Source organism: Actinophytocola sp. (assembly GCF_035634895.1).
Lineage (GTDB): Bacteria > Actinomycetota > Actinomycetes > Mycobacteriales > Pseudonocardiaceae > Actinophytocola.
In genome coordinates this window covers 1-21,974 of the sequence record NZ_DASQCC010000255.1, presented here as the reverse complement: position 1 = coordinate 21,974, position 21,974 = coordinate 1, and the positions used below count along the sequence as shown (strand labels likewise).

18 protein-coding genes are annotated in these 21,974 nt (G+C 68.3%); 7 read left to right on the top strand and 11 right to left on the bottom strand.

Going from position 1 to position 21,974, the window contains the following annotated elements; all coding sequences use genetic code 11:
• Nucleotides 1–268: Ohr family peroxiredoxin (locus tag VET29_RS39440; protein ID WP_324930975.1), on the bottom strand; the 268-nt coding region annotated here is incomplete at its 3' end.
• A complete protein-coding gene (locus tag VET29_RS39435) occupies nt 265–726 on the bottom strand; it encodes a MarR family transcriptional regulator (RefSeq protein ID WP_324930972.1) in 462 nt (153 codons plus the stop codon). The genes VET29_RS39435 and VET29_RS39440, both read right to left, overlap by 4 nt.
• A 77-nt stretch (nt 727–803) precedes the next feature.
• On the opposite strand from VET29_RS39435, the gene VET29_RS39430 reads away from it, so the two are divergent.
• Entirely contained in the window at nt 804–2,846 is a 2,043-nt protein-coding gene (locus VET29_RS39430) for an MMPL family transporter (RefSeq protein WP_324930969.1), read from the top strand.
• Here the strand turns inward: VET29_RS39430 and VET29_RS39425 are convergent.
• Complete coding sequence (locus tag VET29_RS39425; RefSeq protein ID WP_324930966.1) at nt 2,818–3,702, bottom strand: TIGR03564 family F420-dependent LLM class oxidoreductase; 885 nt, start codon at nt 3,700–3,702, stop codon at nt 2,818–2,820. The genes VET29_RS39430 and VET29_RS39425 overlap by 29 nt on opposite strands.
• An 82-nt stretch (nt 3,703–3,784) precedes the next feature.
• On the opposite strand from VET29_RS39425, the gene VET29_RS39420 reads away from it, so the two are divergent.
• The gene (locus VET29_RS39420) at nt 3,785–4,303 is read left to right on the top strand and encodes a helix-turn-helix domain-containing protein (protein WP_324930962.1); all 519 of its coding nucleotides are present in this window, start codon (nt 3,785–3,787) and stop codon (nt 4,301–4,303) included.
• A gap of 304 nt (nt 4,304–4,607) precedes the next feature.
• On the opposite strand, the gene VET29_RS39415 is transcribed toward VET29_RS39420, so the two are convergent.
• On the bottom strand, nt 4,608–5,480 hold the full coding sequence (locus VET29_RS39415) for a ParB/RepB/Spo0J family partition protein (protein ID WP_324930959.1): 873 nt from the start codon (nt 5,478–5,480) through the stop codon (nt 4,608–4,610).
• Nucleotides 5,481–5,608: 128 nt separating this feature from the next.
• The gene (locus VET29_RS39410; RefSeq protein WP_324930956.1) at nt 5,609–6,568 is read right to left on the bottom strand and encodes an isopenicillin N synthase family dioxygenase; all 960 of its coding nucleotides are present in this window, start codon (nt 6,566–6,568) and stop codon (nt 5,609–5,611) included.
• A gap of 138 nt (nt 6,569–6,706) precedes the next feature.
• Between VET29_RS39410 and VET29_RS39405 the strand changes: the two genes are divergently transcribed.
• Nucleotides 6,707–7,558, top strand: coding sequence for a mechanosensitive ion channel family protein (locus VET29_RS39405; protein WP_324930952.1), 852 nt, complete (start codon nt 6,707–6,709; stop codon nt 7,556–7,558).
• 95 nt (nt 7,559–7,653) lie between these two features.
• Here the strand turns inward: VET29_RS39405 and VET29_RS39400 are convergent, their stop codons facing one another.
• Nucleotides 7,654–8,025, bottom strand: coding sequence for a DUF6401 family natural product biosynthesis protein (locus VET29_RS39400; protein ID WP_324930949.1), 372 nt, complete (start codon nt 8,023–8,025; stop codon nt 7,654–7,656).
• Nucleotides 8,026–8,127: 102 nt separating this feature from the next.
• Here VET29_RS39400 and VET29_RS39395 point away from each other — a divergent pair, with 102 nt between their 5' ends.
• A complete protein-coding gene (locus VET29_RS39395; RefSeq protein WP_324930945.1) occupies nt 8,128–8,781 on the top strand; it encodes a peptidylprolyl isomerase in 654 nt (217 codons plus the stop codon).
• Nucleotides 8,782–8,894: 113 nt separating this feature from the next.
• Here the strand turns inward: VET29_RS39395 and VET29_RS39390 are convergent, their stop codons facing one another.
• Nucleotides 8,895–9,062, bottom strand: a complete 168-nt coding sequence (locus VET29_RS39390) for a hypothetical protein (protein WP_324930942.1) — start codon at nt 9,060–9,062, stop codon at nt 8,895–8,897.
• Between the two features lie 648 nt (nt 9,063–9,710).
• On the opposite strand from VET29_RS39390, the gene VET29_RS39385 reads away from it, so the two are divergent.
• The 3 genes from VET29_RS39385 (at nt 9,711) to VET29_RS44255 (ending at nt 14,223) form a co-directional block, all read left to right on the top strand.
• Nucleotides 9,711–11,207, top strand: a complete 1,497-nt coding sequence (locus VET29_RS39385; RefSeq protein WP_324930937.1) for a discoidin domain-containing protein — start codon at nt 9,711–9,713, stop codon at nt 11,205–11,207.
• Between the two features lie 470 nt (nt 11,208–11,677).
• The gene (locus VET29_RS44275; RefSeq protein WP_422652969.1) at nt 11,678–12,913 is read left to right on the top strand and encodes a phosphoribosyltransferase-like protein; all 1,236 of its coding nucleotides are present in this window, start codon (nt 11,678–11,680) and stop codon (nt 12,911–12,913) included.
• Between the two features lie 185 nt (nt 12,914–13,098).
• On the top strand, nt 13,099–14,223 hold the full coding sequence (locus VET29_RS44255) for a reverse transcriptase family protein (RefSeq protein ID WP_414636722.1): 1,125 nt from the start codon (nt 13,099–13,101) through the stop codon (nt 14,221–14,223).
• Between the two features lie 468 nt (nt 14,224–14,691).
• Here VET29_RS44255 and treZ read toward each other — a convergent pair whose 3' ends face one another.
• From treZ to VET29_RS39365, 4 genes are all read right to left on the bottom strand, one after another.
• Nucleotides 14,692–16,416 (bottom strand): malto-oligosyltrehalose trehalohydrolase, encoded by a 1,725-nt coding sequence (treZ, locus tag VET29_RS39380; protein WP_324930934.1) that lies wholly within the window; start codon nt 16,414–16,416, stop codon nt 14,692–14,694.
• Nucleotides 16,416–18,824 (bottom strand): malto-oligosyltrehalose synthase, encoded by a 2,409-nt coding sequence (locus tag VET29_RS39375; protein ID WP_324930932.1) that lies wholly within the window; start codon nt 18,822–18,824, stop codon nt 16,416–16,418. Before VET29_RS39375 ends, treZ begins: the two co-directional genes overlap by 1 nt.
• Nucleotides 18,821–20,992: a glycogen debranching protein GlgX gene (glgX, locus tag VET29_RS39370; protein ID WP_324930929.1), complete on the bottom strand. Its 2,172-nt coding sequence runs from the start codon at nt 20,990–20,992 to the stop codon at nt 18,821–18,823. The genes VET29_RS39375 and glgX overlap by 4 nt, the downstream gene beginning before the upstream one ends.
• A gap of 53 nt (nt 20,993–21,045) precedes the next feature.
• Nucleotides 21,046–21,974 (bottom strand): 4-alpha-glucanotransferase (locus VET29_RS39365; RefSeq protein ID WP_324930926.1); only part of this gene is annotated, 929 nt, incomplete at its 5' end.

The following is a 21,974-nucleotide window of genomic DNA, read 5'->3' as shown; positions in this document are numbered from 1 at the left end:
CGCCCTGCTGGCCGATGCCGACCTCCGCGGTCACCGAGGAGCCGTCGATCTTCACCTTCTCGCGCCGGGCCGCCGCCTGCAGCGCACTGTGGAAGCAGGCCGAGTAGCCCGCGGCGAACAGCTGCTCGGGGTTGGTGCCCTCGCCACCCGCGCCACCCAGCCCCTTCGGGATGGACAGGTCGAACTCGAGCACGCCGTCGTCCGACTTGACGTGTCCGGAGCGGGCGGCTCCGGTGGACGTGGCCTTCGCGGTGTAGAGGGCGTTCACGTTGGTTCCTCTTCTTCCGGTGTGAGGGTCCGCGCGCTGACCGCTTCGGTCAGTCGCGTCAGGTTCTGGCGCAATGCTTCCAGCTCGACGAGCTCCATGCCCGTCGCGCCCGCGATCCTGCGGGGCACGCTGGTGGCGCGGGTCCGCAGCGCGGCGCCGGTGTCGGTCACGTGGATCAGCACCGAGCGCTGGTCCGATGTGGACCGCTCGCGCCGCACGTGGCCGTGTGCCGCCAGGCGCCGCAGCAGCGGCGACAGCGTGCCGGAGTCCAGCTCCAGTGCCTCGCCGAGCTGCTTGACGGTGACGGGGCCGCGCTCCCAGAGCACGAGCATCACGAGGTACTGCGGGTAGGTCAGGCCGAGCGCGTCGAGCACCGGCCGGTACAGCTGGGTGACCGCACGGGTCGCGGAGTAGAGCGCGAAGCAGACCTGCTTCTCGAGCTCCAGTCCGGTGGTCATGCCTCACACATTACGCACAACTGAGTTGTGCACAACTTATTGTGCCGGCTGTCACCCGGACGCTTACGCTTCCCCGCATGCGTCGGATCCGTTGGTGGGCACCCGCCCTGCTCGTCGTCGTCTGGCTCGGCCTCGGTGCCGTCGGCGGCCCGTTCACCGGCAAGCTCGGGGACGTGGCGACGAACGACAACTCGTCGTTCCTGCCCGAGTCCGCCGAGGCCACCGAGGCCGCGAACCTGCAGCGGCAGTTCAGCGACAAGCAGGTGCTGGCGGCCGTCGTGGTCGCGCAGCGGACCTCCGGCGTGACCCAGGACGATCTCGACTTCCTGGCCGACCGGGGCAAGGCAATCGCGCGACTGTCCGGCGTCGCCGGCCCGCCGACGGCGCCGGAACAGTCCAAGGACAAGGCCGCGGCCCAGTTCGTGGTGCAGATCACGGGGGCGGGCAGCGATCCGGGCAAGGCCGTGACGGCGGTGCGCGCGGAGCTCGCGAAGGGGACCCCGGACGGGTTGACCGTGCTGGTCACCGGCCCGGGCGGGGCGGTCGCCGACCTGATCAAGTCGTTCGAGGGCATCGACGGGCTGCTGCTACTGGTCGCGGGCGGGGTCGTGGTGCTGATCCTGATCGTGGTGTACCGCAGCCCGGTGCTCCCGTTGCTGGTGCTGGTCTCGGCGGTCCTCGCGCTCGGCGTGGCGGCGTTCGTGGTGTACCAGCTCGCGAACCACGACGTGCTGAAGCTCAACGGGCAGAGCCAGGGCATCCTGTTCATCCTGGTGTTCGGCGCGGCGACCGACTACGCGCTGCTGCTGGCGTCCCGGTTCCGCGAGGAGCTGCGCGAAACCGCCGACCGTTTCGTGGCGATCCGCAGGGCCTGGCGCGCGACGATCGAGCCGGTGGCCGCGTCGGCCGGCACGGTGGTCCTCGGGCTGCTGTGCCTGCTGTTCAGCGACCTGCGGTCGAACCAGGGCCTCGGCCCGGTCGGGGCGATCGGCATCGCGGGGGCGCTCTTGGCGTCGGTGACGTTCCTGCCGGCCGCGCTGGCGCTGGTGGGGAGGGTGGCGTTCTGGCCGTTCATGCCGCGCCACGGCTCGGCGAAGCCCGAGCACGAGGGCCTGTGGGGCTGGGTGGCGAGGCAGGTGGGCGCGCGGCCGAGGCTGATCTGGGTGGTCACGACGATCGTGCTGCTGGCCGGTGTGGCGTTCGTGCCGCAGCTGAAGGCGAACGGCACCGCGCAGACCGACCTGTTCCTGACCAAGGAGGACTCGGTACGCGGCCAGGACGTCCTGTCGGCCCACTTCCCCGGCGGCTCGGGTTCCCCGACCGTGATCATCGCCAGGTCCTCGGCGACTCAGGAGGTGGCGAAGGCGGCCCAGATCGACGGCGTGACGAGGGTGGTCCCGACGGCGAACCGGAACGGTCTGGTGCTGCTGCAGGCGGTGCTGGACGACCCGGGGGACTCCGAGGCCGCGTTGTCCACCGTGGGGCGGATCCGGGACGCCGTGCACAAGGTGCCCGGGGCGGACGCGAAGGTGGGCGGCCAGACCGCGATCCAGCTGGACGTCCAGACGGCATCCCGCCACGACCGGAGCCTGATCATCCCGATCGTGCTGGTGGTGATCTTCATCGTGCTGGCGTTGCTGCTACGCGCGCTGGTGGCCCCGTTGTTGCTGATCGCGACCGTGGTCCTGTCGTTCGGCGCGACCATGGGGGTGGCCGCGCTGGTGTTCAACCACGTGCTGGACTTCCCCGGCGCGGACACGGCGATCCCGCTTTTCGGCTTCATCTTCCTGGTGGCACTGGGCATCGACTACAACATCTTCCTCATGACCCGGGTACGTGAGGAGACATTGACGTCCGACACACGCAGTGGCACCTTGCACGCCCTGGCGGTCACGGGTGGCGTGATCACCTCGGCCGGCGTCGTGCTGGCGGCGACGTTCGCGGCGCTGTCGGTGATTCCGGTGCTGTTCCTGGCGCAGATCGCGTTCATCGTGGCGTTCGGCGTACTGCTGGACACGGTGGTGGTGCGGTCGCTGCTGGTGCCGGCGCTGACCGTCGACATAGGACGCGTGATCTGGTGGCCGGCGAAGCTCAGCCGGCGAGAAGAGCCAACGTCCTGAGCTGTTCGCCGGCGGACCCGTATGGCACGGCGAAGAAGTCGGTGACCCCGGCGTCCCGGATCCGGTCGAGGTGTCTGACCACAGTGGACTCATCCCCGACGACGACCACGTCACCGGGGTGGGCGGCGCCTTCCCGGTCGAGCATGGCGCGGTACTCGGGCACCTGCCCGGCAAGGGCGAACTGCTCGGCGACCCGTGCCCGCACACCGGTTTCGTCGTCGGTGACACACGTGAGCAACCCGGCGACCACCCGGGCCCGCGGGTTGACCGTGGTGATGGTCGGCACGATGTGCTCGGTGAGCGTGCGAACGCCGGTCATCCAGGTGACCGTGCCCGAGGTGAGCTCCCCGGCGACCCGCAACATGACGGGCCCGAGCGCGGCGAGGAGCACGTCCGGCGGCTCCGCTCCCGGCACGCCGACCCGCCCGGACGCGGTGACCGTCTCCCCGCGGTGGTCGACGCTTTCCCCACGCAGCAAGGGCAGGAGCACCTCGAGGTACTCCCGCATCCGCCGGGCGGGCCGATCGTGGGTGTGGCCGAACATCCGCTTGGTGAGGGCGGAGATCCCGGCCCCGACGCCAAGCGTGAGCCGGTTGCCCGTGACGGCCTGCACGGACAGGGCCTGACCGGCGAGCACGAGCGGATGCCGCTGCGGCACCGGCACGACCCCGGCCCCGAGCCGCAGCCCGGGAAAGTGCAAGCCAACGGCGGCGAGGGCGACGAGGGAGTCCCAGCCGACGCCCTGAGCAGCCCAAACAGTCCCGATACCGGCGGCGTCGGCCTGTTTCGCCTGGTCGAGAAGGCCCTGCGCGTCCACCGCGCCCCGCACGTCCCCGACCGCGATCCCGATCTCCACGATGTCTCCCTAAGTGGGGTGCCACTCCGTTTATCCGGTGGCTACCATACGGAGGACCACCCCACTTAGCAAGGAGTCGCACATGCGAGCCGACGCCCAGCGCAACCGCGACCGCCTGGTATCGGTGGCGAGCGAGATGGTGGCGGAACATGGCGCGGAGGCGTCACTGGAGGAGATCGCGCGGCGCGCGGGCGTGGGCTCGGCAACGCTGCACCGTCATTTCGAGTCCCGCATGGCCCTACTGGACGCGGTCTTCGCCGGACGCGTGGCGGTGCTGTGCGATTTGGGCTCGTCGCTGCTGACGGCCCCCGACCCGGCGGACGCCCTGGTGCGGTGGCTGACGGCGGTGGCCCAGCACGCCGTCCGCAACCGAGGCCTCGCGACGTCCCTGCTGAAGGGCACGGGGGAGTCGTGCCACGCCCTCATCCTGACGACCGGAGACGCCCTGGTCACCCGCGCGAAGGAGGCGACCGCCATCCGCGCCGACGTGACGACCCACGAGCTACTGAAGCTGACGAACGGCATAGCCCTGGCCGCGGAAGAAGACGAGACGTTGGCGAACCGCCTGCTGACCCTCGCCGTGACCGGCCTCAACCCTTGACCTCGCGACGATCACACGAGTGCTTGGTTCCCAACCGCGCCGCGGTTGCATGAGTGCCTGTTTCCCACTTCGCCCAGACCACACGAGGGTTCCTGCCGGCTGCCTCGCCGCGGCCGCACGAAAGTCCCATCCACGAAACCCGACCGAGTGAAAGTTATCCACAGCCCTCAGCGACCAGGGCTTTTGCCGTCCCCTGCCGCCCCCCGCCGGTAGAATGGCCAGCGGGGAGGCCCCCCGGGTTCGGGCGGGGGCTGCCCACGCAACCACCTGTGTTGCCGTTGATCAAGAAAATGCCGCCGGGAACCTAGCCCGTTTGCGTGCGGGGTCCGGCGGCGAGCTGGTCCGCGAAAGTCCGCCAGGTGTCCGCGCATTCCATTGCCACCCGGCCCATCACGTCCCGCCAGTGTGCCGGCATGTTCGCCGCAATCGCCGCCCACTTCTCGGGTGGCAGGGCCCGGACCTCCAGCAACCGCAACAAAGTCCTGCCAGTCTCCGAGAACCGCAACGTCGGGTCGGCCCGCAACTGCCGCACGAGGTCCTCCCGCGGTGGTGGCGGCGCCGGCTCCTGTGGCAACCGCCGCCGTACCGAGCGGGCCGTCTCGGGTGAGATTCCCGCGCGTTTCGCCACCTCCCGCAGGGACAGCGTCGGCTCGGCCAGCATGATCGCCCGTGCCACCCGCCGCCGCTCCATGCCGTTGACCGGTCGCACCTTCCCGTCGTGCCCGACGCGGGTGTCCGGCGTCAGCTCCGGGTGCGCCCTGCGCAGCCGGGCGACCGTCGCCGCCGAGAGGCCCGAGGTCTTCGCGATCATGCGGTCCGACCAGTGTGCGTGCGAGGTCACGATCCGTTCGGCCGCGGCCTTGCGGTCGGCGAGCGACAGCGGCAGACCGTGCGTCACGTTGGCGCGTACGCCCAGCACGAACGCCTCGTCCTCGCCGCCCTCGAAGAACCGCACCGCGATCCGGGTCTCGCCGCGCAGGCCGGCCGCGCGCAGCCGGTGCATGCCGTCCACGACCCGCATGTCGGCGCGCCGCACGATGATCGGGGGCAGCTCGTCGGGCGCGTCCGCCAGGACCCGGACGTGCTCGGGGTTCTCGCCCGCCCGCCGCGGTGACCGGCCCGGCCGCACGGCGGCGACCGGAACGGTGGTGACAGGCCCATCGACATCGAACGGCATGCCGGCCCCCAGGATCTCGGCTCGCGGTCGAAGAATTTCCCGCTCGGTACGACGTTTCCAGCCGGTGGTCCAGGCCGCCAGTGACGAACGCACGAAACACCCGGGAAGAACTCCCACCCGAACCGGGACTATCCGACCGCGATCGAGCTGATCTTCTCCAGCAGATACTCGTGTGCGATCACCGGCGGGTACGCCCGCACCCCGATCGGCGGCGCGAGCGAGCTGACGGCCGCGTGCGGGTCACACTCGTAGAACCAGACCAGCGACACGAGCTCCTCGTCCGGCGCGCTCGCCGGCGGCGGCAGCACCCGGTGCCGGCACGATCGCCACCGGTCGCCGGTCCACCGCGCCATGAGGTCGCCGATGTTCACGGTCAGCGCGGCGGGGTCGTAGGGCGCGTCGACCCACGCCCCGTCGGACGTGTACACCTGCAGCCCGCCGGCGCCGGGCTCCCGGTCCAGCACGGTGACCGTGCCGAAGTCGGTGTGCGGCCCGATGCGGAACTGCCCGTCGCGCGCCGGCCCGACGTGCGTGAGCGGCGGGTACCAGTTGATGTTGAACGTGTACGTCGGCGCGCCGGTGTGCGTGGTGAAGTGGGCGGCCGGGAGGCCGAGCGCGACCGCGCAGATCCGCAGCAGCTCGTCGGACAGGGCACGCATGCGGGTCATGTACTCCACGGCCGCGACCCGCAGCTCTCCCACCTCACCGTCGGGCCAGACGTTCGGCTGGAACCAGAACCGGTCGATCTCCGGGTCGCCGGTCGGCTGGTCGGCGCCGACCGAGTAGGACTCCTTGAGGTCCGGCGGCGTCTCGGTGCCCTCGGAGTGGGCGTTGGCCTCGGCGCCGGGTGGCAGCCAGCCGCGGCCGCCGACGGGCACGGCGTAGCCGGCCTTCCGGTCCGACGGCAGCGCGAAGAACCGCCGTGCGTGGCCACGCACGGACCGCCGCAACTCGTCCGGCACGCCGTGGCCGGTCACCAGCAGGAAACCGGACTCACGCAGCGCGTCGTCGACCCGTGCCGCGACGGTCGACCGGCCGTCGCGGGAGCCGTCGAACCATGGCCGGAGGTCAACGAGCGGAACGGTCATGACGAGATTCTCGCAGCTCAGGATGGTTCACGCGATCGTGTGAACGCGGGGTCGTCGGTGTGTGGCCGTCCACGTCAAGCGGTACACCGGAGTCAGCCGCGCGTCCGACCCGAGGGACGCGCTCGTTCGGAAGAGGCGGTGGCGATGGCCGATCTCGCGGCCGTTGACTTCGGTGGGGGCATCTCGAACGCCTGGAGCGCGATAGCCACGTTCGTGCCCAAGCTGCTGGCGTTCCTGGTCATCCTGCTCATCGGGTGGCTGATCGCGAAGGCGCTGTCCAAGGTCGTCGACAAGGTGCTGGAACGTGTGGGGTTCGACCGCGTCGTCGAGCGCGGCGGTGTCAACCGGATGATGGCCGGCAGCAAGTACGACGCGTCGGGGGTCATCGCGAAGCTCGTGTACTACGCCGTGCTGCTGATCGCCCTGCAGATGGCCTTCGGCGTGTTCGGCGACAACCCGGTGAGCACGCTGCTGACCGGCATCGTCGCCTGGCTGCCGCGGGCCGTCGTCGCGATCATCATCGTGGTGGTGGCCGGGGCGATCGCCCGGGCCGTCCGCGACCTGGTCGCGGGCACGCTGAGCGGCCTGTCGTACGGCAGCCTGCTGGGCACGATTGCCTCGGTGTTCATCTGGGGCCTCGGCATCATCGCGGCGCTGAACCAGATCGGCGTGGCGACCTCGGTGACCACACCGGTCCTGATCACGGTCCTGGCCACGATCGGCGGCATCGCCGTCGTGGGCCTCGGCGGCGGCCTGATCAACCCGATGAGGCAACGCTGGGAGGGCTGGCTGGGGCGCGCCGAGGCGGAGCTCCCGCAGGCGAAGGCGGCGGCACAGGCCTACCAGCGCGGCAAGGAGGACGCCGGCCGCATGGGCGAGTCGACGGAGCAGCTGCCGCGTCCAGTGCAGCCCGGCGGTCAGCCCGTGCCCCGGGGGCACGACCAGCAGTCCCGTAACCCGGGCGGTGCCCAGCGGACCGCCGACCAGTAGACCCGCGGCGGCTGGTGAAGCAGGGCACCGGCCGCCGCTTCCTACTTCGTTCCTCGTTTCGCCGGTTCGACCGGCGTCGGCTCGCTCAGGCGAGATCAGGCGAGGTCGGAGACCGGCCGTCCCGGGCGCAGGTTCCGCGCCAGCGCGCACACCGCCAGCAGGCGGACGTGGTACCAGCTCGCTTCCCGCCAGCCGGCCGTGTCCGCCGGGATGGGCAGGGTGAGGCCGCGTTCCCGCACATGATCCTGCACGCCACGCGCGTACCCCGCGAGCAGCACCTCACCGGCCACGGACGCGCCGGACTCGATGCCGATCACCAGGATGTCGCGGACCGCGGCCGTGTGCTGGTCCACCATCGCGGCCAGGCCGGGTACGGCGGCCGCGGCGACCATGCCCGCGGTGCCCAGCTGTTCGTGCAACCGATCCAACAGCCGCCGCGCTGAGCGTTCGAGACGTCCGACCCCCATGAGATCACCCACTCAACAGTCGAAGGCCACTCGTGTATATCGCGCTGCGTAGCCCGAATGTAGTGGAAGTGGGCCGAACCACACCCGATAGTGTGCAGGCCCATGAAGCGAGGGATCATCACCGTCGTCACCGCGGCCGTCGCCATGCTGGGGCTCGTCGTGCCTGCCCAGGCCGCTCCCGCCACCACGGCCCCGGTCAAGCACTGCGAGTTCATCCCCACGCCCGACAAGCCCGCGGCGAAGCCCGTCCATCCGCCGCGCCCGACCGCGTCGACCCGCGGCACCGCCGCGGTCTACCTGCAGACGAACTACGGGCCGGTGGTGATCGAGCTCGACCGCTCGAACGCCTCCTGCGCGGTGCACAACTTCACACACCTCGTGCGCAGCCTGTTCTACAACGACACCCAGTGCTTCCGGCTCACGAACTCGACCCGGCTGGGCGTCCTCCAGTGCGGTGACATCTACCGCGTGGAGGAAGGTGGCCCGGGTTACCGCTTCGCCGACGAGGTCACGGGTGCGGAGACCTACCCACGGGGCACCGTCGCCATGGGGAACCAGGGACCGGGCACGAACGGAAGCGAGTTCTTCATCGTCCATTCGCACGCGAACATCCCACCGGCGTACTCGGTGCTCGGCCATGTGTCGTACGGGATGGGGACATTGGACCGCATCGTCGCCGCCGGCATTGCCGACGGCGCGACGGATGGACTGCCGAAGTACCCCGTGCGGATCTACTTCGCATTCCGGCTGCGGTGATCGACGTAATAGCTCAATTTGTCTTGACGAATGTCCAACACTTTCCCAGATATTGGGACGAGGTGTTGGTCACATTGCGGTAATCCGGCAACTCGTGCGCATGGGCTAATGCGTTAGTCACCCCGGCGTGGCTCTGGCAGTCTTGCCGCGTACTGCTCGGCCTCGTGCCTGTTCGCGCTCACATCTTGCCACTCCCGACGGGTCGCGTCGTACACGGAGTAGGTCCAGATGCAGTCGTCGTTCACGTAGCCCGAGAGCGCCCTGTGCGAGGGTTCGGACATCGCGTTCTCCTTGTAGGAATCGGCGGAATGTGTGTCTCATGATGCGACATTCGGAACACTGTCGCGAGCAATGTCACCCGGACGGCGGGCATGAGAACAATATCATGACTTTCTGTGTACGGCCGTGCCGATGCACGTGCGGCGGGCAATTGTCAAATGCTACAAATGAGCCCGGCAATAGTCGGGGTCGTATTGCCAGAAATACTCGATCAAAACCCCAGCGCCGGTCGAGTGGCAAATGCCGGCAATGTTGACCAATAGTCGTCCGGCGTGGCCCGCGGGCAACGTTCCAGGCCAGCGGGCTCTCTGTGATCGTGACCGTGATCGAGCCGGGTCCCCGCTGGCCACCGGCCGGCAACGCGGTTGTCGCCCGCGTGGCATTTGCCGCGAAAGTATCGGTGGGGAATGCCGGCCCGTCGAAATGCGATCGCGTTCGGCTCGCACCTCGGTCAACTCGCGGACCAGGTGGCGAACCTCTCACTCCACGTGCTCACGACCGCGGCTCGACAGCCCGTCAAGGGATCAAGAAGTCGTGGAGTTGCGGTCGATGCGTGAGGCTTTGCGAACTTTCGTAGACTTCTTGCTGTAGTCGGCGCTAGCCTCTGCGTAACCACCCGGGATCCCTGCCCCGGGTAGATGGAGCCGATGATGCCTCGACACCGCGTCCCTCTGCTCGCCACACTGGCCCTGCTGACCGCGTTCCTCGTCGCCCCGCCGGGCGCCACCGCGACCGTCGCCGCCCCGGCCCCCGCGGCGACGCTGTCGCCGAACGTCCACCTCTTCTACTACCCGTGGTACGGCGCGGCCAACGGCGCCTACCGGCACTGGCCGCAGGGCGGCCACACACCACCGTCCGACATCGGCGCGAACCTCTACCCGAAGCTGGGCCCGTACGACTCCGGCGACTTCGCCGGCGCGGTCGACCAGCACATGCGGTGGGTGGCCCAGTCCGGCGCGGGGGTGCTCGTGTACAGCTGGTGGGGCCAGGGCTCGTACGAGGACGGGCTGGCGCAGGGCGTCCTGGACGCCGCGGCCCGGTACGGCATCAAGGTCGCCTGGCACCTCGAGCCGTACGGCGGGCGCACGGCCGCGTCCACGGTGGCCGACATCGACTACGTCAACCAGCGGTACGGCTCGCACCCCGCGTTCTACCGCCACGGCGGCAAGGCCGCGTTCTACGTGTTCGAGTCCCTGAACATCCCGGACGACGACTGGGCCGCGCTCGACGCGGTGACGGGCAACAACATCGTGCTGGCACAGACGACGGACCCGTCCCGGATCGACCACTTCTCCGGCATGTACACCTACGACGCGATAGCCGGCGCGAGCGCCCCGGGCTGGGAGCAGGCAGGCGAGTACGCGGCGGCGCACGGCCTGGTCTGGGCCCCGTCGGTGGGCCCCGGCTACGTCGACGACCGGGCGGTCCCCGGCAACACGACCCCGACCCTGGGCCGGGCCAACGGTGCGACGTACGACCAGGAGTGGACCAACGCCCTGGACCCGGCGAAGGGCGGGCTCCCGACCTGGGTGTCGGTCACGTCGTTCAACGAGTGGCACGAGGGCTCGGTGATCGAGCCGGCGAGCAGCACCCCGCCGGCGGGCTTCGGCTACGAGACGTTCGCCGGCGCGTACGGCCGCACGGGCACGGCCGCGGAGACGGCGTACCTGGACCGGACCGCCTACTGGGCAACGGAGTTCGAGCTGCGACGAGGTGGCACGCAGACCAACCTGGCGCTGAACCACCCCGCGACCTCGGACAGCCGGTGCGCGACCGCGGAAGGCCCGGAGAAGGCCGTGAACGGCAGCGTCTCCGGCGGCAACTCGGACAAGTGGTGCTCACTGGGCACGACGAAGTGGCTCCGCGTCGACCTGGGCGCGGTACGGCAGGTGGGCCGGTTCGTCGTACGGCACGCGGGCGCCGGCGGCGAGACCACGGCCTTCAACACCCGCGACTTCGACCTCCAGACGAGCACCGACGGCACGACCTGGACCACGGTCGCCAGCCCCCGAGCCAACACGGCGAACGTCACCACACACGTGACAGCGCCCACGAACGCGCGATACGTGCGGATCAACGTCCTGGTCCCCACCCAGAACACGGACACCGCGGCGAGGATCTACGAGCTGGAGGCCTACCCGAGCTGACCCCGGCGCCGCACGACAGTCCCGTTCGTGCGCCGCGACGCCGGTTTCGTCGGTGCCCGCCGCTACGGCACGGCGCCGACAGAACCCGGTCGGCGAGGGGGCTGTGGACAACCTCGCCTCTGTGGACAACGCTGTGGACAGCTTCGCGGAACCGTCGGTGCCCGCCGCTAGGCGAAGTCCTATTTGGTGACACAACTGTGACCTGCCACTTGTGCGGCTGGGCGTCGCTGGCAGCCTCCGCCCTGGGTCAATGCCTTTGGCCGGGACGGCCACGGCAACCGGCTCCGTCGATGCCGCGTTGTGTCGGAGGGCGAAGTTGCACACTATTCACCCGTTGCACACGTTCCCGGTGACTCTCTCGCGCTACCCATCGTCGGGGCAGCCGGAAAGTCCGCACGGTTGATTGAGTTAGCGTTGATCGACGCCGTTTAGTGGTCGCGCAGAGCTGGCCGCTCGACGATGATGTCCAGATGGAACCCAGGCGTCCGAGTCAGACTGCTCGGGGTACTACGTGGCTGGAGAACTTCAGCGAGCCGGATCGTCCGGCCGCTGAGCTTCTCATCGATAGTCTCCATGTCGTCGACTCGACCACGATACGCATGGGTCTCCGAGAGCAGATAGACTCGTTGGCCGGGCAGTTGTTGCCAGGTACACGTGCAGTACTGCTACCGATACTCTCCGAAGAAGATATTACAACCTCGAATCGGTTCAAAGGTCGACATGTCGCATATATGACTTTTTTGCCTGGTGACCCGATCTCATCTACGCCAGGCAGCGAGGGCCTTGTTGGCCACCTAATTCGGGATTTCACTGGCGATCGACCGGGCAGGGAGCCGTCGCTATGGCTACACCCATCTACCGATATCGATGGTCTTCAACAAAAACGTTGTCACGTTTTCGTGTTAGTTACCGACTACTCTGGTTCGGGTACGCAGGTACAGCGATATGCCAATACGCTAGTTCGACATCCTAGGATCCGAAGTTGGCGTTCTTTTGGCTGGATAAAGATCATTGTGGTGGCATATTCTGTTTCTGCCGCTGCACATCGTGAGATAGAGCGAACGTCGAGCATAGACAGGTTATTGGTAGCGACTCCAGCGCCCTCATTCGAAACCGCTCAGTGGACAGAAGAAGAGCGCAAACAGATAGCACGCATCTGCCGCAGGTACCTGGCTCCGTCGATCCATGATCGCGCCGGACTTGGATTTTCTGGCAGTGCCGGACTATTCGTCATGCACACGGGGGTTCCCAATAACACTCCTGAAATCCTACGCAGCAAAAGGAGGGGCTGGCATCGATTCTTCGATGGCCCGATATTTCCACCGGATCTAGCAACGGAATTAGGGGGCTACGCTCCCCAACGAGACCTTGTAGAAGTTGTCAACGAGGCCAATCAGCCGAGACTCTCCAGAGCTTTCGATTCGGGCAGAGTTCGTCGTCCCGTTGAGTTATTGTTGGCGATTCTTGCGCTAATTGGACATAGTTCACATACAGAGACCACTATTGCACACAGGTTGAATATATCCGAGGTTCAAGTTCGGCGGTATCTTGACTTCTTGGCGGAGTCAGGATTTATCACCCTTCTGCCGCTCCGAGTAACTGTGGCGGGACGTGCCGAACTTGTGCTTGCCAAGAGAATGGACCGCGTCGCGACCGCACATCTGGAAGGATCGCCGGTGCCGTACTATCCTCAGCGGTTGAGGTGAGGAGACGCGTGGAACACCTAGTGATGCCGATACATGGTATCGGCGCATTGAGCCGTATGGCTCAATGGTCGCAGCTAACTGCGATCGGTGGACGAGCCTGCGCTACGGTTGGCGAGGCGAAGTCCTCTGGCCCTACGAAGACTGGGGAGGACTTCGCCTCTCCTGTCGGGATATCACCAAAGTAGATGGACCACCCGTCTCCTCATCTCTACCGACAGGCCGGCCTTGCGGCCGGAGCCGAAAAGGCGGTACTAGATCGCGCCCTTGAGCAAATGGCACGCAATGAAGTCTGCAACGCATCACCGATTGTTAGCCTTAAGCATCTAGCACATCTTACCGGTGCGCCGTACCTATACTTGCGCGATATCGTTTCGCGTGCCGTCGATCCTTATGTCGACATCATTACGCCGAAGAGATCCGGCGGCAGACGTAGAATTTCTGCGCCGGAACCTGGTCTTATGGACGTGCAACGGGTCATATTGAAGCGAGCGCTTAGTCGCATCCCGCAACACCCCTCTAGTTTTGCTTATCGGCAAGGTATGTCAATTGTAGAGTGTGCGCGACGTCATTTGGGTGCCAAGTGGCTGGTGAAGCTGGACCTCCATGACTTCTTCGGAAGCATATCGGAGCGGCGAGTGTATCCAGTGTTTCGCGGGGGTGGATACTCATCACTAATGTCACTAGAGTTAACTCGACTTTGCACTCGTACTTTCTTTTCTGAGACACGAAAATTCGGCCAAACTCGCTATACGACGATTCCGTCGTATGCAGTGAATACGATAGGATATCTGCCACAAGGGGGGCCGGCCAGCGGCGCACTTGCCAATGCCGTTGCAACATCGATGGACTACGCGCTCGCCGAGTTGGCCCAAGAATGGAGCCTGGTCTACACGAGATATTCCGACGATCTAGTGTTTTCGGCTGGCCAAGGATTCAACCGCACAAAGGCGGCCCGCTTCGTCGGCGCGGCTACAAGAATCGTTGGCGCGCAGGGATTTACTTTGCACGAAAAAAAGACACGGGTTGTCCCACCAGGGGCTCGACACATTGTCCTGGGGCTACTCGTAGATGGCGACGTCGTTCGACTTGTACCCGAATTTAGACGCCGCATTCAGGTTCATATACGTGGAGTCGATAAGTTTGGCCTGCGTCCTCACGCAACACATCGAGGTTTTCGATCTTTGTTTTCATTTGTTAGCCATGTAGACGGTTGCTTAGCTTTTGCCATGAGCGTGGAACCGGAATGGGCGCGCGAGACTAGCAATACTTGGCGACAGATATTGGATGCACGGGGTTTTCCTGTCGCGTAACCCCGATGCCGTCCGGACGGGAGTCGCCGCGCGACACGCGCACGTCCATTATGAAGGCGGAGGGCAAACGGTGTTGAATGCGTCCCGCAGCTCCGCCGCTTCTGGGACTCGCTGACGTTCGATCTTGTCGACGATCTCCGCTGCACGCCATCGATTCGACGGCACAATTCGTCCCGATAAGATTGCTTGCTGCGCGGTTGCGCTAGCCTCATCTAATTGATTGCCCGCAATAAGGGCAAGCGAAAGATCGAGTTTTGCTGTCGCCACTCGTCGCGGCCATTTCCCGACGTCATCGCTTGGCGATAGGCGTTCGATTACCTCGCGTGCGTAAGCTTCTGCGGCGGAGTCGCCGACCCAAGCCAACGTGGTCGCTGTGTATGACGTGGATTTATCGGGATCGTAGCGATAGTGATGCTCGGGAGGCCGCCGGCATGGCGGCGTCGGAGGTCGGTGGGTAGCCCCGGCGGCCTACCGTCGGATGATCGCGACCGTGTCCGGGGCGAGAGTGACGATCTCGTCCTGGATGTCCGGCTGCCCGAAGAGGACCTCCCGGACCGGGCCGCCCACGTCGAGCTTCGCCTTGGTCGGGCCGAGGTTCACCATGACCCGCAGCGTGCCGCGGTGGAGCACCAGCCAGCCGTCCCCGGCGTCGACGCGGAACCGGTCGAGCCGGGGGTCGGACAGCTCGGGGTGCTTGCGCCGCAACGAGATCAGCTCACGGTAGGTGTCGTAGACCACCCGGTGGGCCGGGTCGGCCAGCTCCGCCCACGGCAGCGTCGACCGGACCACCGTGGCGACGTCCATGGGGTCCGGGACCTCCGTGGCGCCCCAGCCGTGCTCGGCGAACTCCCTGCGCCGGCCGTCGCGCACGGCGGCCGCGAGCCGCGGGTCCTCGAAGGACGCGAAGAACTGCCACGGCGAGCTGGCCGCCCACTCCTCACCCATGAACAGCATGGGCGTGTACGGCGAGCACAGGACGATGGCGGCGCCGCAGAGCTGGCGTTCCGGTGAGATGGTCGCGGTGAGCCGGTCGCCCTGGGCGCGGTTGCCGATCTGGTCGTGGTTCTGCAGGTAGGCAAGGAACCGGTGGCCAGGGACGCGGCTGGTGTCGACCGGCCGGCCGTGCATGCGCCGGCGGAACGACGACCAGGTGCCGGCGTGGAAGAACGCCCGGCGCAACGTGGTGGCGAGGGCGCCCGGGGCGCCGAAGTCGGCGTAGTAGCCGTCGACCTCGCCGGTCAGGGCGACATGCAGGGCGTGGTGGAGGTCGTCGCACCACTGGGCGGTCAGGCCGTAGCCACCGGCCTCGCGGGAGGTGACCAGCCGGGGGTCGTTGAGATCCGACTCGGCGATGAGCGACAGCGGGCGGCGCAACCCGGCCGACAGGGCGTCCACCTCGGCCGCCAGCTCCTCGAGCAGATGCGTGGCGCCCTTGTCCCCCAGGGCATGCACGGCGTCGAGGCGGAGCCCGTCGAGGTGGTAGTCCCGCAGCCAGCCGAGCGCGTTGTCGATGACGTACCGGCGCACCTCGTCGGACAGGGGACCGTCGAGGTTGAGCGCCGGCCCCCAGATGGTGTGCCCGGCGAAGTACGGACCGAACCGGTCGAGGTACGCGCCGGACGGGCCCAGGTGGTTGTAGACGACGTCGAGGAGCACGGCGAGGCCACGGGCGTGACAGGCGTCGACGAACCGCTTGAAGGCGTCGGGCCCGCCGTAGGGCTCGTGCACCGCGCCCCACGCGACGCCGTCGTAGCCCCAGCCGGTCGTGCCGTCGAAGGCGTTGACGGGCAACACCTCGACGAGGTCGACACCGAGTTCGACGAGGTGGTCGAGCCGTTCGAGGGCGGCGTTGAAGGTGCCCAGCTCGGTGAAGGTGCCGATGTGCAGCTCGTAGACGAGGCCCCCGGCGAGCTGCCGGCCGGTCCAGTCGCGGTCGGTCCAGTCGAAGGCGTCGTCCGAGTACCGCCGCGACGGGCCGTGCACGCCGGCGGGCTGCCAGCGCGAGCGCGGGTCGGGGAGCGGGGTCTCGTCGTCGTCGAGGAGGAAGGCGTAGTCGGTGCCGTCACCGGTGCCGGGGACGGTGGCGTGCCACCAGCCGCGGTCGTCGCGGGTCATGTCGTGGACGCTCGGGCCGATGGCGAGCCGGACCCGCTCGCGTTCCGGTGCCCACACCGAGAACCGCTCGTCGTTCATCAATCTCCTCGCAGCAACAGGGCGACGGGGTAGCGGGACAGCATCTCGCCGAGCGACTCGGCGGCGTCGTCGCCGGTGAGGAGGTCGCGCCACGCGCCGGGGCCGAGCGGCAGCACGGTGTCGCCCCAGCCGTCGAGCGAGAGGGGCAGGCGCGTGGCCACCACGACGAGCTCGGGCCGGCGGCTGAACGCGAGGACGTGCCGGGCGGCGGGTCCCTGCGCGGTGAGCGGCCGGTAGCCCGTGAAGAGCTCGGGCCGCTCGCGCCGCAGCGTCAGCGCCTGCCGCACGACGTGCAGCTTGGCGGCGCCGGTGTCGTCGACCGCCGGCAGCCAGCCGTCCTCCAGCCGTGCCAGTAGCTCCCGGCGAAGGGCGTAGTCGACCGGCCGGCGGTTGTCGGGGTCCACAAGGGACAGATCGAACAACTCCGTGCCCTGGTAGACATCCGGGACGCCGGGGCCGGCGAGCTGCACGATCTTCTGGCCCAGCGAGTTCGACCACCCCGCGCCCCTGATCCGCTCGACGAACGCCTCGATCTCGTCGCCGAGCTCGGTGACCACCCTGTCGGGCCAGGCGTTGACTGCCGCCTCGAAGTCCTCGTCGTGGTCGACCCAGGAGGTGCGGACCTTGGCCTCCTTGGCGGCCTTGTCGAGGTAGTCGCGCAGGCGCTCGGGGGAGATGGGCCACGCGCCGACAACCGTCTGCCAGGCAAGGAGGTTGAGGGAGGGCTCGTCGATGCCGTGGGTGGCGGACCAGCGGGTGACGGTCGCGGCCCAGTCGTCCGGGATCTCGGCGAGCACGGCCAGGCGGGCCCGGACGTCCTCGGCGCGCTTGGTGTCGTGGGTGGACAGTGCGGTCATGGTGGCGGGCCAGCCGGCCTCCCGGGCGGCGGCGCGGACGTGAAACTCGTCCGGCGTGACGCCGAAGCGGTCGGGTGCCCCGCCGACCTCGTTGAGCGCGACGAAGGGCGTCCACCGGTAGAAGGCGGTGTCCTCGACCCCCTTGGCGACGACCATGCCCGAGGTCTGCTGGATGCGGGTGGCAAGCTCGCCGTCCGGTTCGGCCCGGACGGCCCGGTCGACGGTGTCGACGTGGCCGGCGAGGCCGGGGCGGGCCTGCTTGGCCGCGGCGACGGCGGCGTCCCAGTGATCGAGCCCGGCGGGAAGGTAGGACCGGTAGACGGGGAAGGCGATCATGATCTCGGCGACGGCCTCGGGCGGCACGTCGATGAGCCGGGCGATCCGCCGCATCTCCGCGAGGAGCGAGGTCTGGGTGATGAGCCGCCGGCAGTGCTCCTCGACGGCGTGGAGGGGGTGGGCCGGCCTCCGGCCCCCGGTCTCCAGCGTACCGGGGGGCACCGACGAGAACGGCTCGTCAGCGGGGCTGTCCACAGCCGTGTCAGCGAATGGCGCCGAATCCACGGGGTTGTCCACAGTCTGAGCGGACGACGCCGGGTCCTGTCGGTGCTGACCGGTAGGCTGGATCTCGGGGGGCCGGAGGCCAAGCTCCGCCGCCAACTCCAGCAGGCGTGACTCGCCCGCCGCGTCCACGAACACGCCGCAGAGCTCGCGCAACGCGTCGTAGCCCGTCGTGCCGTCGACCGGCCAGGAGGGGGGTAGCGACTCGTCGACGGCCAGGATCTTCTCCACCACCAGCCAGGCGCCCGGGGCCGCCTCGCGCAGCCGCCGCATGTACGCGCCCGGGTCGGCCAGGCCGTCCGGGTGGTCCACCCGCAGGCCCGTCACGTCACCGTCACGGACCCAGCGGAGCACCTCCCCGTGCGTCGCCTCGAACACCGTGGGGTCCTCGACCCGCACCCCCGCCAGCGTCGTGATGTCGAAGAACCGCCGGTACGTCAGCTCCGCGTTGCCCCGTCGCCACCACACCAACCGGTAGTGCTGCCGCTCGTGCACCTCCGCCACGTCGCCCGCACCCGTCCCGGGCGCCAGCGGGAACTCGTGCTCGAAGTACACCAGGCGGTCCTCGACGACCTTGACGTCGGCCAGTGACGACGAACCCAGCACCGGCAACAGGATCGGGCCCCGCGACCAGTCGATGTCGAAGTACGGCGCGTACGCGGACTCCGGACCGTGCCGGAGAACGTCCCACCACCAACGGTTCTCGGCCGCCGTCGACATGTGGTTCGGCACGATGTCGACCACCACGCCCATGCCCGCCCGCCGCGCCGCCGACATCAGGGAGACCCGCGCCGCCTCCCCGCCCAGCGCCGGCGACGCCGCCGACGGGTCCACGACGTCGTACCCGTGCGTCGATCCCGGCGCCGCGGTCAGCAGCGGCGACGTGTAGACCGCGCCCACGCCGAGCCGGGCCAGATAGTCCACGGTCGACGCCGCGGCGGTCAGGTCGAACGCGGGGTTGATCTGCAGCCGGTAGGTCGAAGTGGGCGTCACGCCTCCGTCTCCGTGCGCTGCAGGACGATCAGCGACCTCGCCGGCACCGTCAGCGCCTCGCCGGCCGGGACGACGCGCACGCCGCCGGCCTGCTCGCTCGACACCATCCCCACCAGCGCCCCGCTGTTCGACTCCGCGAACACCTCGCCGGTGCACGTGTCCAGCACGACCGCCCACTCGCTGCCGTAGCTGCCGTCCGGCAGGCGCATGCTGATGTCGCCGTCATGGGCGTTGAAGCACATCAGGAACGACTCGTCGCGGACGCGCTCGCCCCGCCGGTTCACCTCGGAGATGCCCTCACCGTTCAGGAACACCATGATGGACCGGCCGAAGCCGGACTCCCAGTCCTGCTCGGACATCTCCTCGCCGGCCGGCGTGAACCACGCGATGTCCCGCAGTTCGTCACCGGAGCGGATCGGCCGCCCCTGGAAGAACCGGCGGCGCCGGAAGACCGGGTGGTCCTCGCGCAGCGCCACCACCGCGGCCGTGAAGTCCACCAGCTCGCCGTTGGTCTCCAGCAGCGACCAGTCCACCCAGGACAGCTCGTTGTCCTGGCAGTAGGCGTTGTTGTTGCCCCGCTGGGTACGGCCCAGCTCGTCCCCGTACAACAGCATCGGGACGCCCTGGGACAGCAGCAGGGTCGCGATCAGGTTGCGGCGTTGGCGCGTCCGCAGCTCGTTGATCTTCTCGTCGTCCGTGGGGCCCTCCGCACCGCAGTTCCACGAGCGGTTGTCGTTCGCGCCGTCGCGGTTGCCCTCGCCGTTCGCCTCGTTGTGCTTGTCGTTGTACGACACCAGGTCGTTCAGGGTGAAGCCGTCGTGGGCCGTCACGAAGTTGATCGACGCGTACGGGCGGCGGCCGTCGTCCTGGTACAGGTCGGACGAGCCCGTGATGCGCGACGCGAACTCGCCCAGCGTCGCGGGCTCGCCACGCCAGAAGTCCCGCACCGTGTCACGGAACTTGCCGTTCCATTCCGTCCACAGTGGAGGGAAGTTGCCGACCTGGTAGCCGCCGGGGCCGACGTCCCACGGCTCGGCGATCAGCTTCACCTGGCTGATCACCGGGTCCTGCTGCACCAGGTCGAAGAACGTCGACAGCCGGTCCACGTCGTAGAACTCGCGGGCCAGCGTGGCCGCCAGGTCGAACCGGAACCCGTCGACGTGCATGTCCAGCACCCAGTACCGCAGCGAGTCCATGATCAGCTGCAGCGTGTGCGGGTTGCGCACGTTCAGCGAGTTCCCGGTCCCCGTGTAGTCCATGTAGTACCGCTTGTCGTCCTCGACCAGCCGGTAGTACGCCTCGTTGTCGATCCCGCGCATGGACAGCGTCGGGCCGAGGTGGTTGCCCTCCGCGGTGTGGTTGTAGACCACGTCCAGAATGACCTCGATGCCCGCCTCGTGCAGCGCGCGGACCATCGCCTTGAACTCCTGCACCTGGCCGCCGGCGTCGGTGCGGGCCGCGTACGCGTCGTGCGGCGCGAAGAACGCGATCGTGTTGTAACCCCAGTAGTTGCTCAGGCCCTGCTCGGTCAGGCCGTGGTCGTGCAGGTACTGGTGCACCGGCATCAGCTCGACCGCGGTCACGCCGAGCGTGTTCAGGTAGTCGATCATCACCGGGTGGGCCAGCCCGGCATAGGTGCCGCGTAGCTCCTCGGGGATCTCCGGGTGCCGCATCGTGAGGCCGCGGACGTGCGCCTCGTAGATCACGGTCTCGTGGTACGGGATGTTCGGCGGCCGGTCGTTCACCCAGTCGAAGTACGGGTTGACCACCACGCTCAGCATCGTGTGGCCGGCCGAGTCCGCGTCGTTGCGGGTTTCCGGCTCGCCGAAGTCGTAGCCGAACACCGCCTGGTCCCAGTCGACCTCGCCAGAGACCGCCTTCGCGTACGGGTCGAGCAGCAGCTTGTTCGGGTTGCACCGCGGCCCCTGGCCGGGGTCGTGCGGGCCGTGCACCCGGAAGCCGTAGCGCTGCCCGGGGTTGACGTTCAGCAGGTAGCCGTGGTGGACGAACCCGTCGACCTCGGGCAGGCGGATGCGTTGCTCCTTGCCCTGGTCGTCGAACAGGCACAGATCAACGGAGTCCGCCGCCTCCGAGAACAGCGCGAAGTTGGTGCCGGCGCCGTCGTAGGTGGCGCCGAGCGGGTAGGGGGAACCGGGCCAGGGCTGCACGCGTGCTCCTCGTAGGGGGGTGATCGTCGACTACTACCGTAGAACGCGCGGGCTCATGGGCTACCGCCAACGGGACCGTCGACAGGGTGATGCTCGTCCGGACGTGCGTCACGCAGGGCTGCCGTCGCGGCCAGGACGCGGGCGTCCGCAAGCAACTCGTCGACACTGATGGGTAAAGGTATTCGCCAGTTCGGGTACTCATCGACGGTACCCGGCAGGTTCGGCTGGCGCGGATCGCCGAGCGCGTCCTGCGGCGAGGTCAGCAGCAGGCGGCTCGCCGCCGTGGCGAGCAGCCGGTGCAGCGCCACGACCAGGTCCTGCTCGGACGGGTCGGCCGGCAGCAGCCCGTGCTCGGACAGCGCCACCAGCATCTCGATCTTCGCCTCGGCGGCCCGCGCGTACTCGGCGTCGGTGTCCTCGACCTGACCGAGCTCGGCGCGGATCCGTGCGTTCTCGCCACGGAGGAACCCGGCCGTGGTCGGCAGGTCGTGTGTCGAGATGCTGGCCATCGCGTCGACCGGCCAGTCCTTGGGGGCGAGCAGTGGCTCGTTCGGCGCGTCGTAGTCCCGCTCGAAGTACAGGACCGAGCTGCTCAGCACCCCACGTTCGTGCATGGCCTCGGTGACCGCGTCCGGCACCGTGCCGAGGTCCTCGCCGACCACCATCGCACCGGCCAGGTGCGCCTCCAGGGCGAGGATGCCGAGCATGTCGTCGGCGTCGTAGTACACGTACGTGCCCTCGCTCGGCGGGCGGCCCGGCGGGATCCACCACAGTCGGAACAGGCCGGCGATGTGGTCGACGCGGATGCCGTCCGCGTGCCGCAACACGCTCCGGATGACGTCGCGGAACGGCCGGTAGCCGGTCGCGGCGAGCCGGTCCGGGACCCAGGGCGGGAGGTTCCAGTCCTGGCCCTGCTGGCTGAACGCGTCCGGCGGCGCGCCGACCCGGACGTTCGACGCGAGCACGTCCTGCAGCGCCCAGG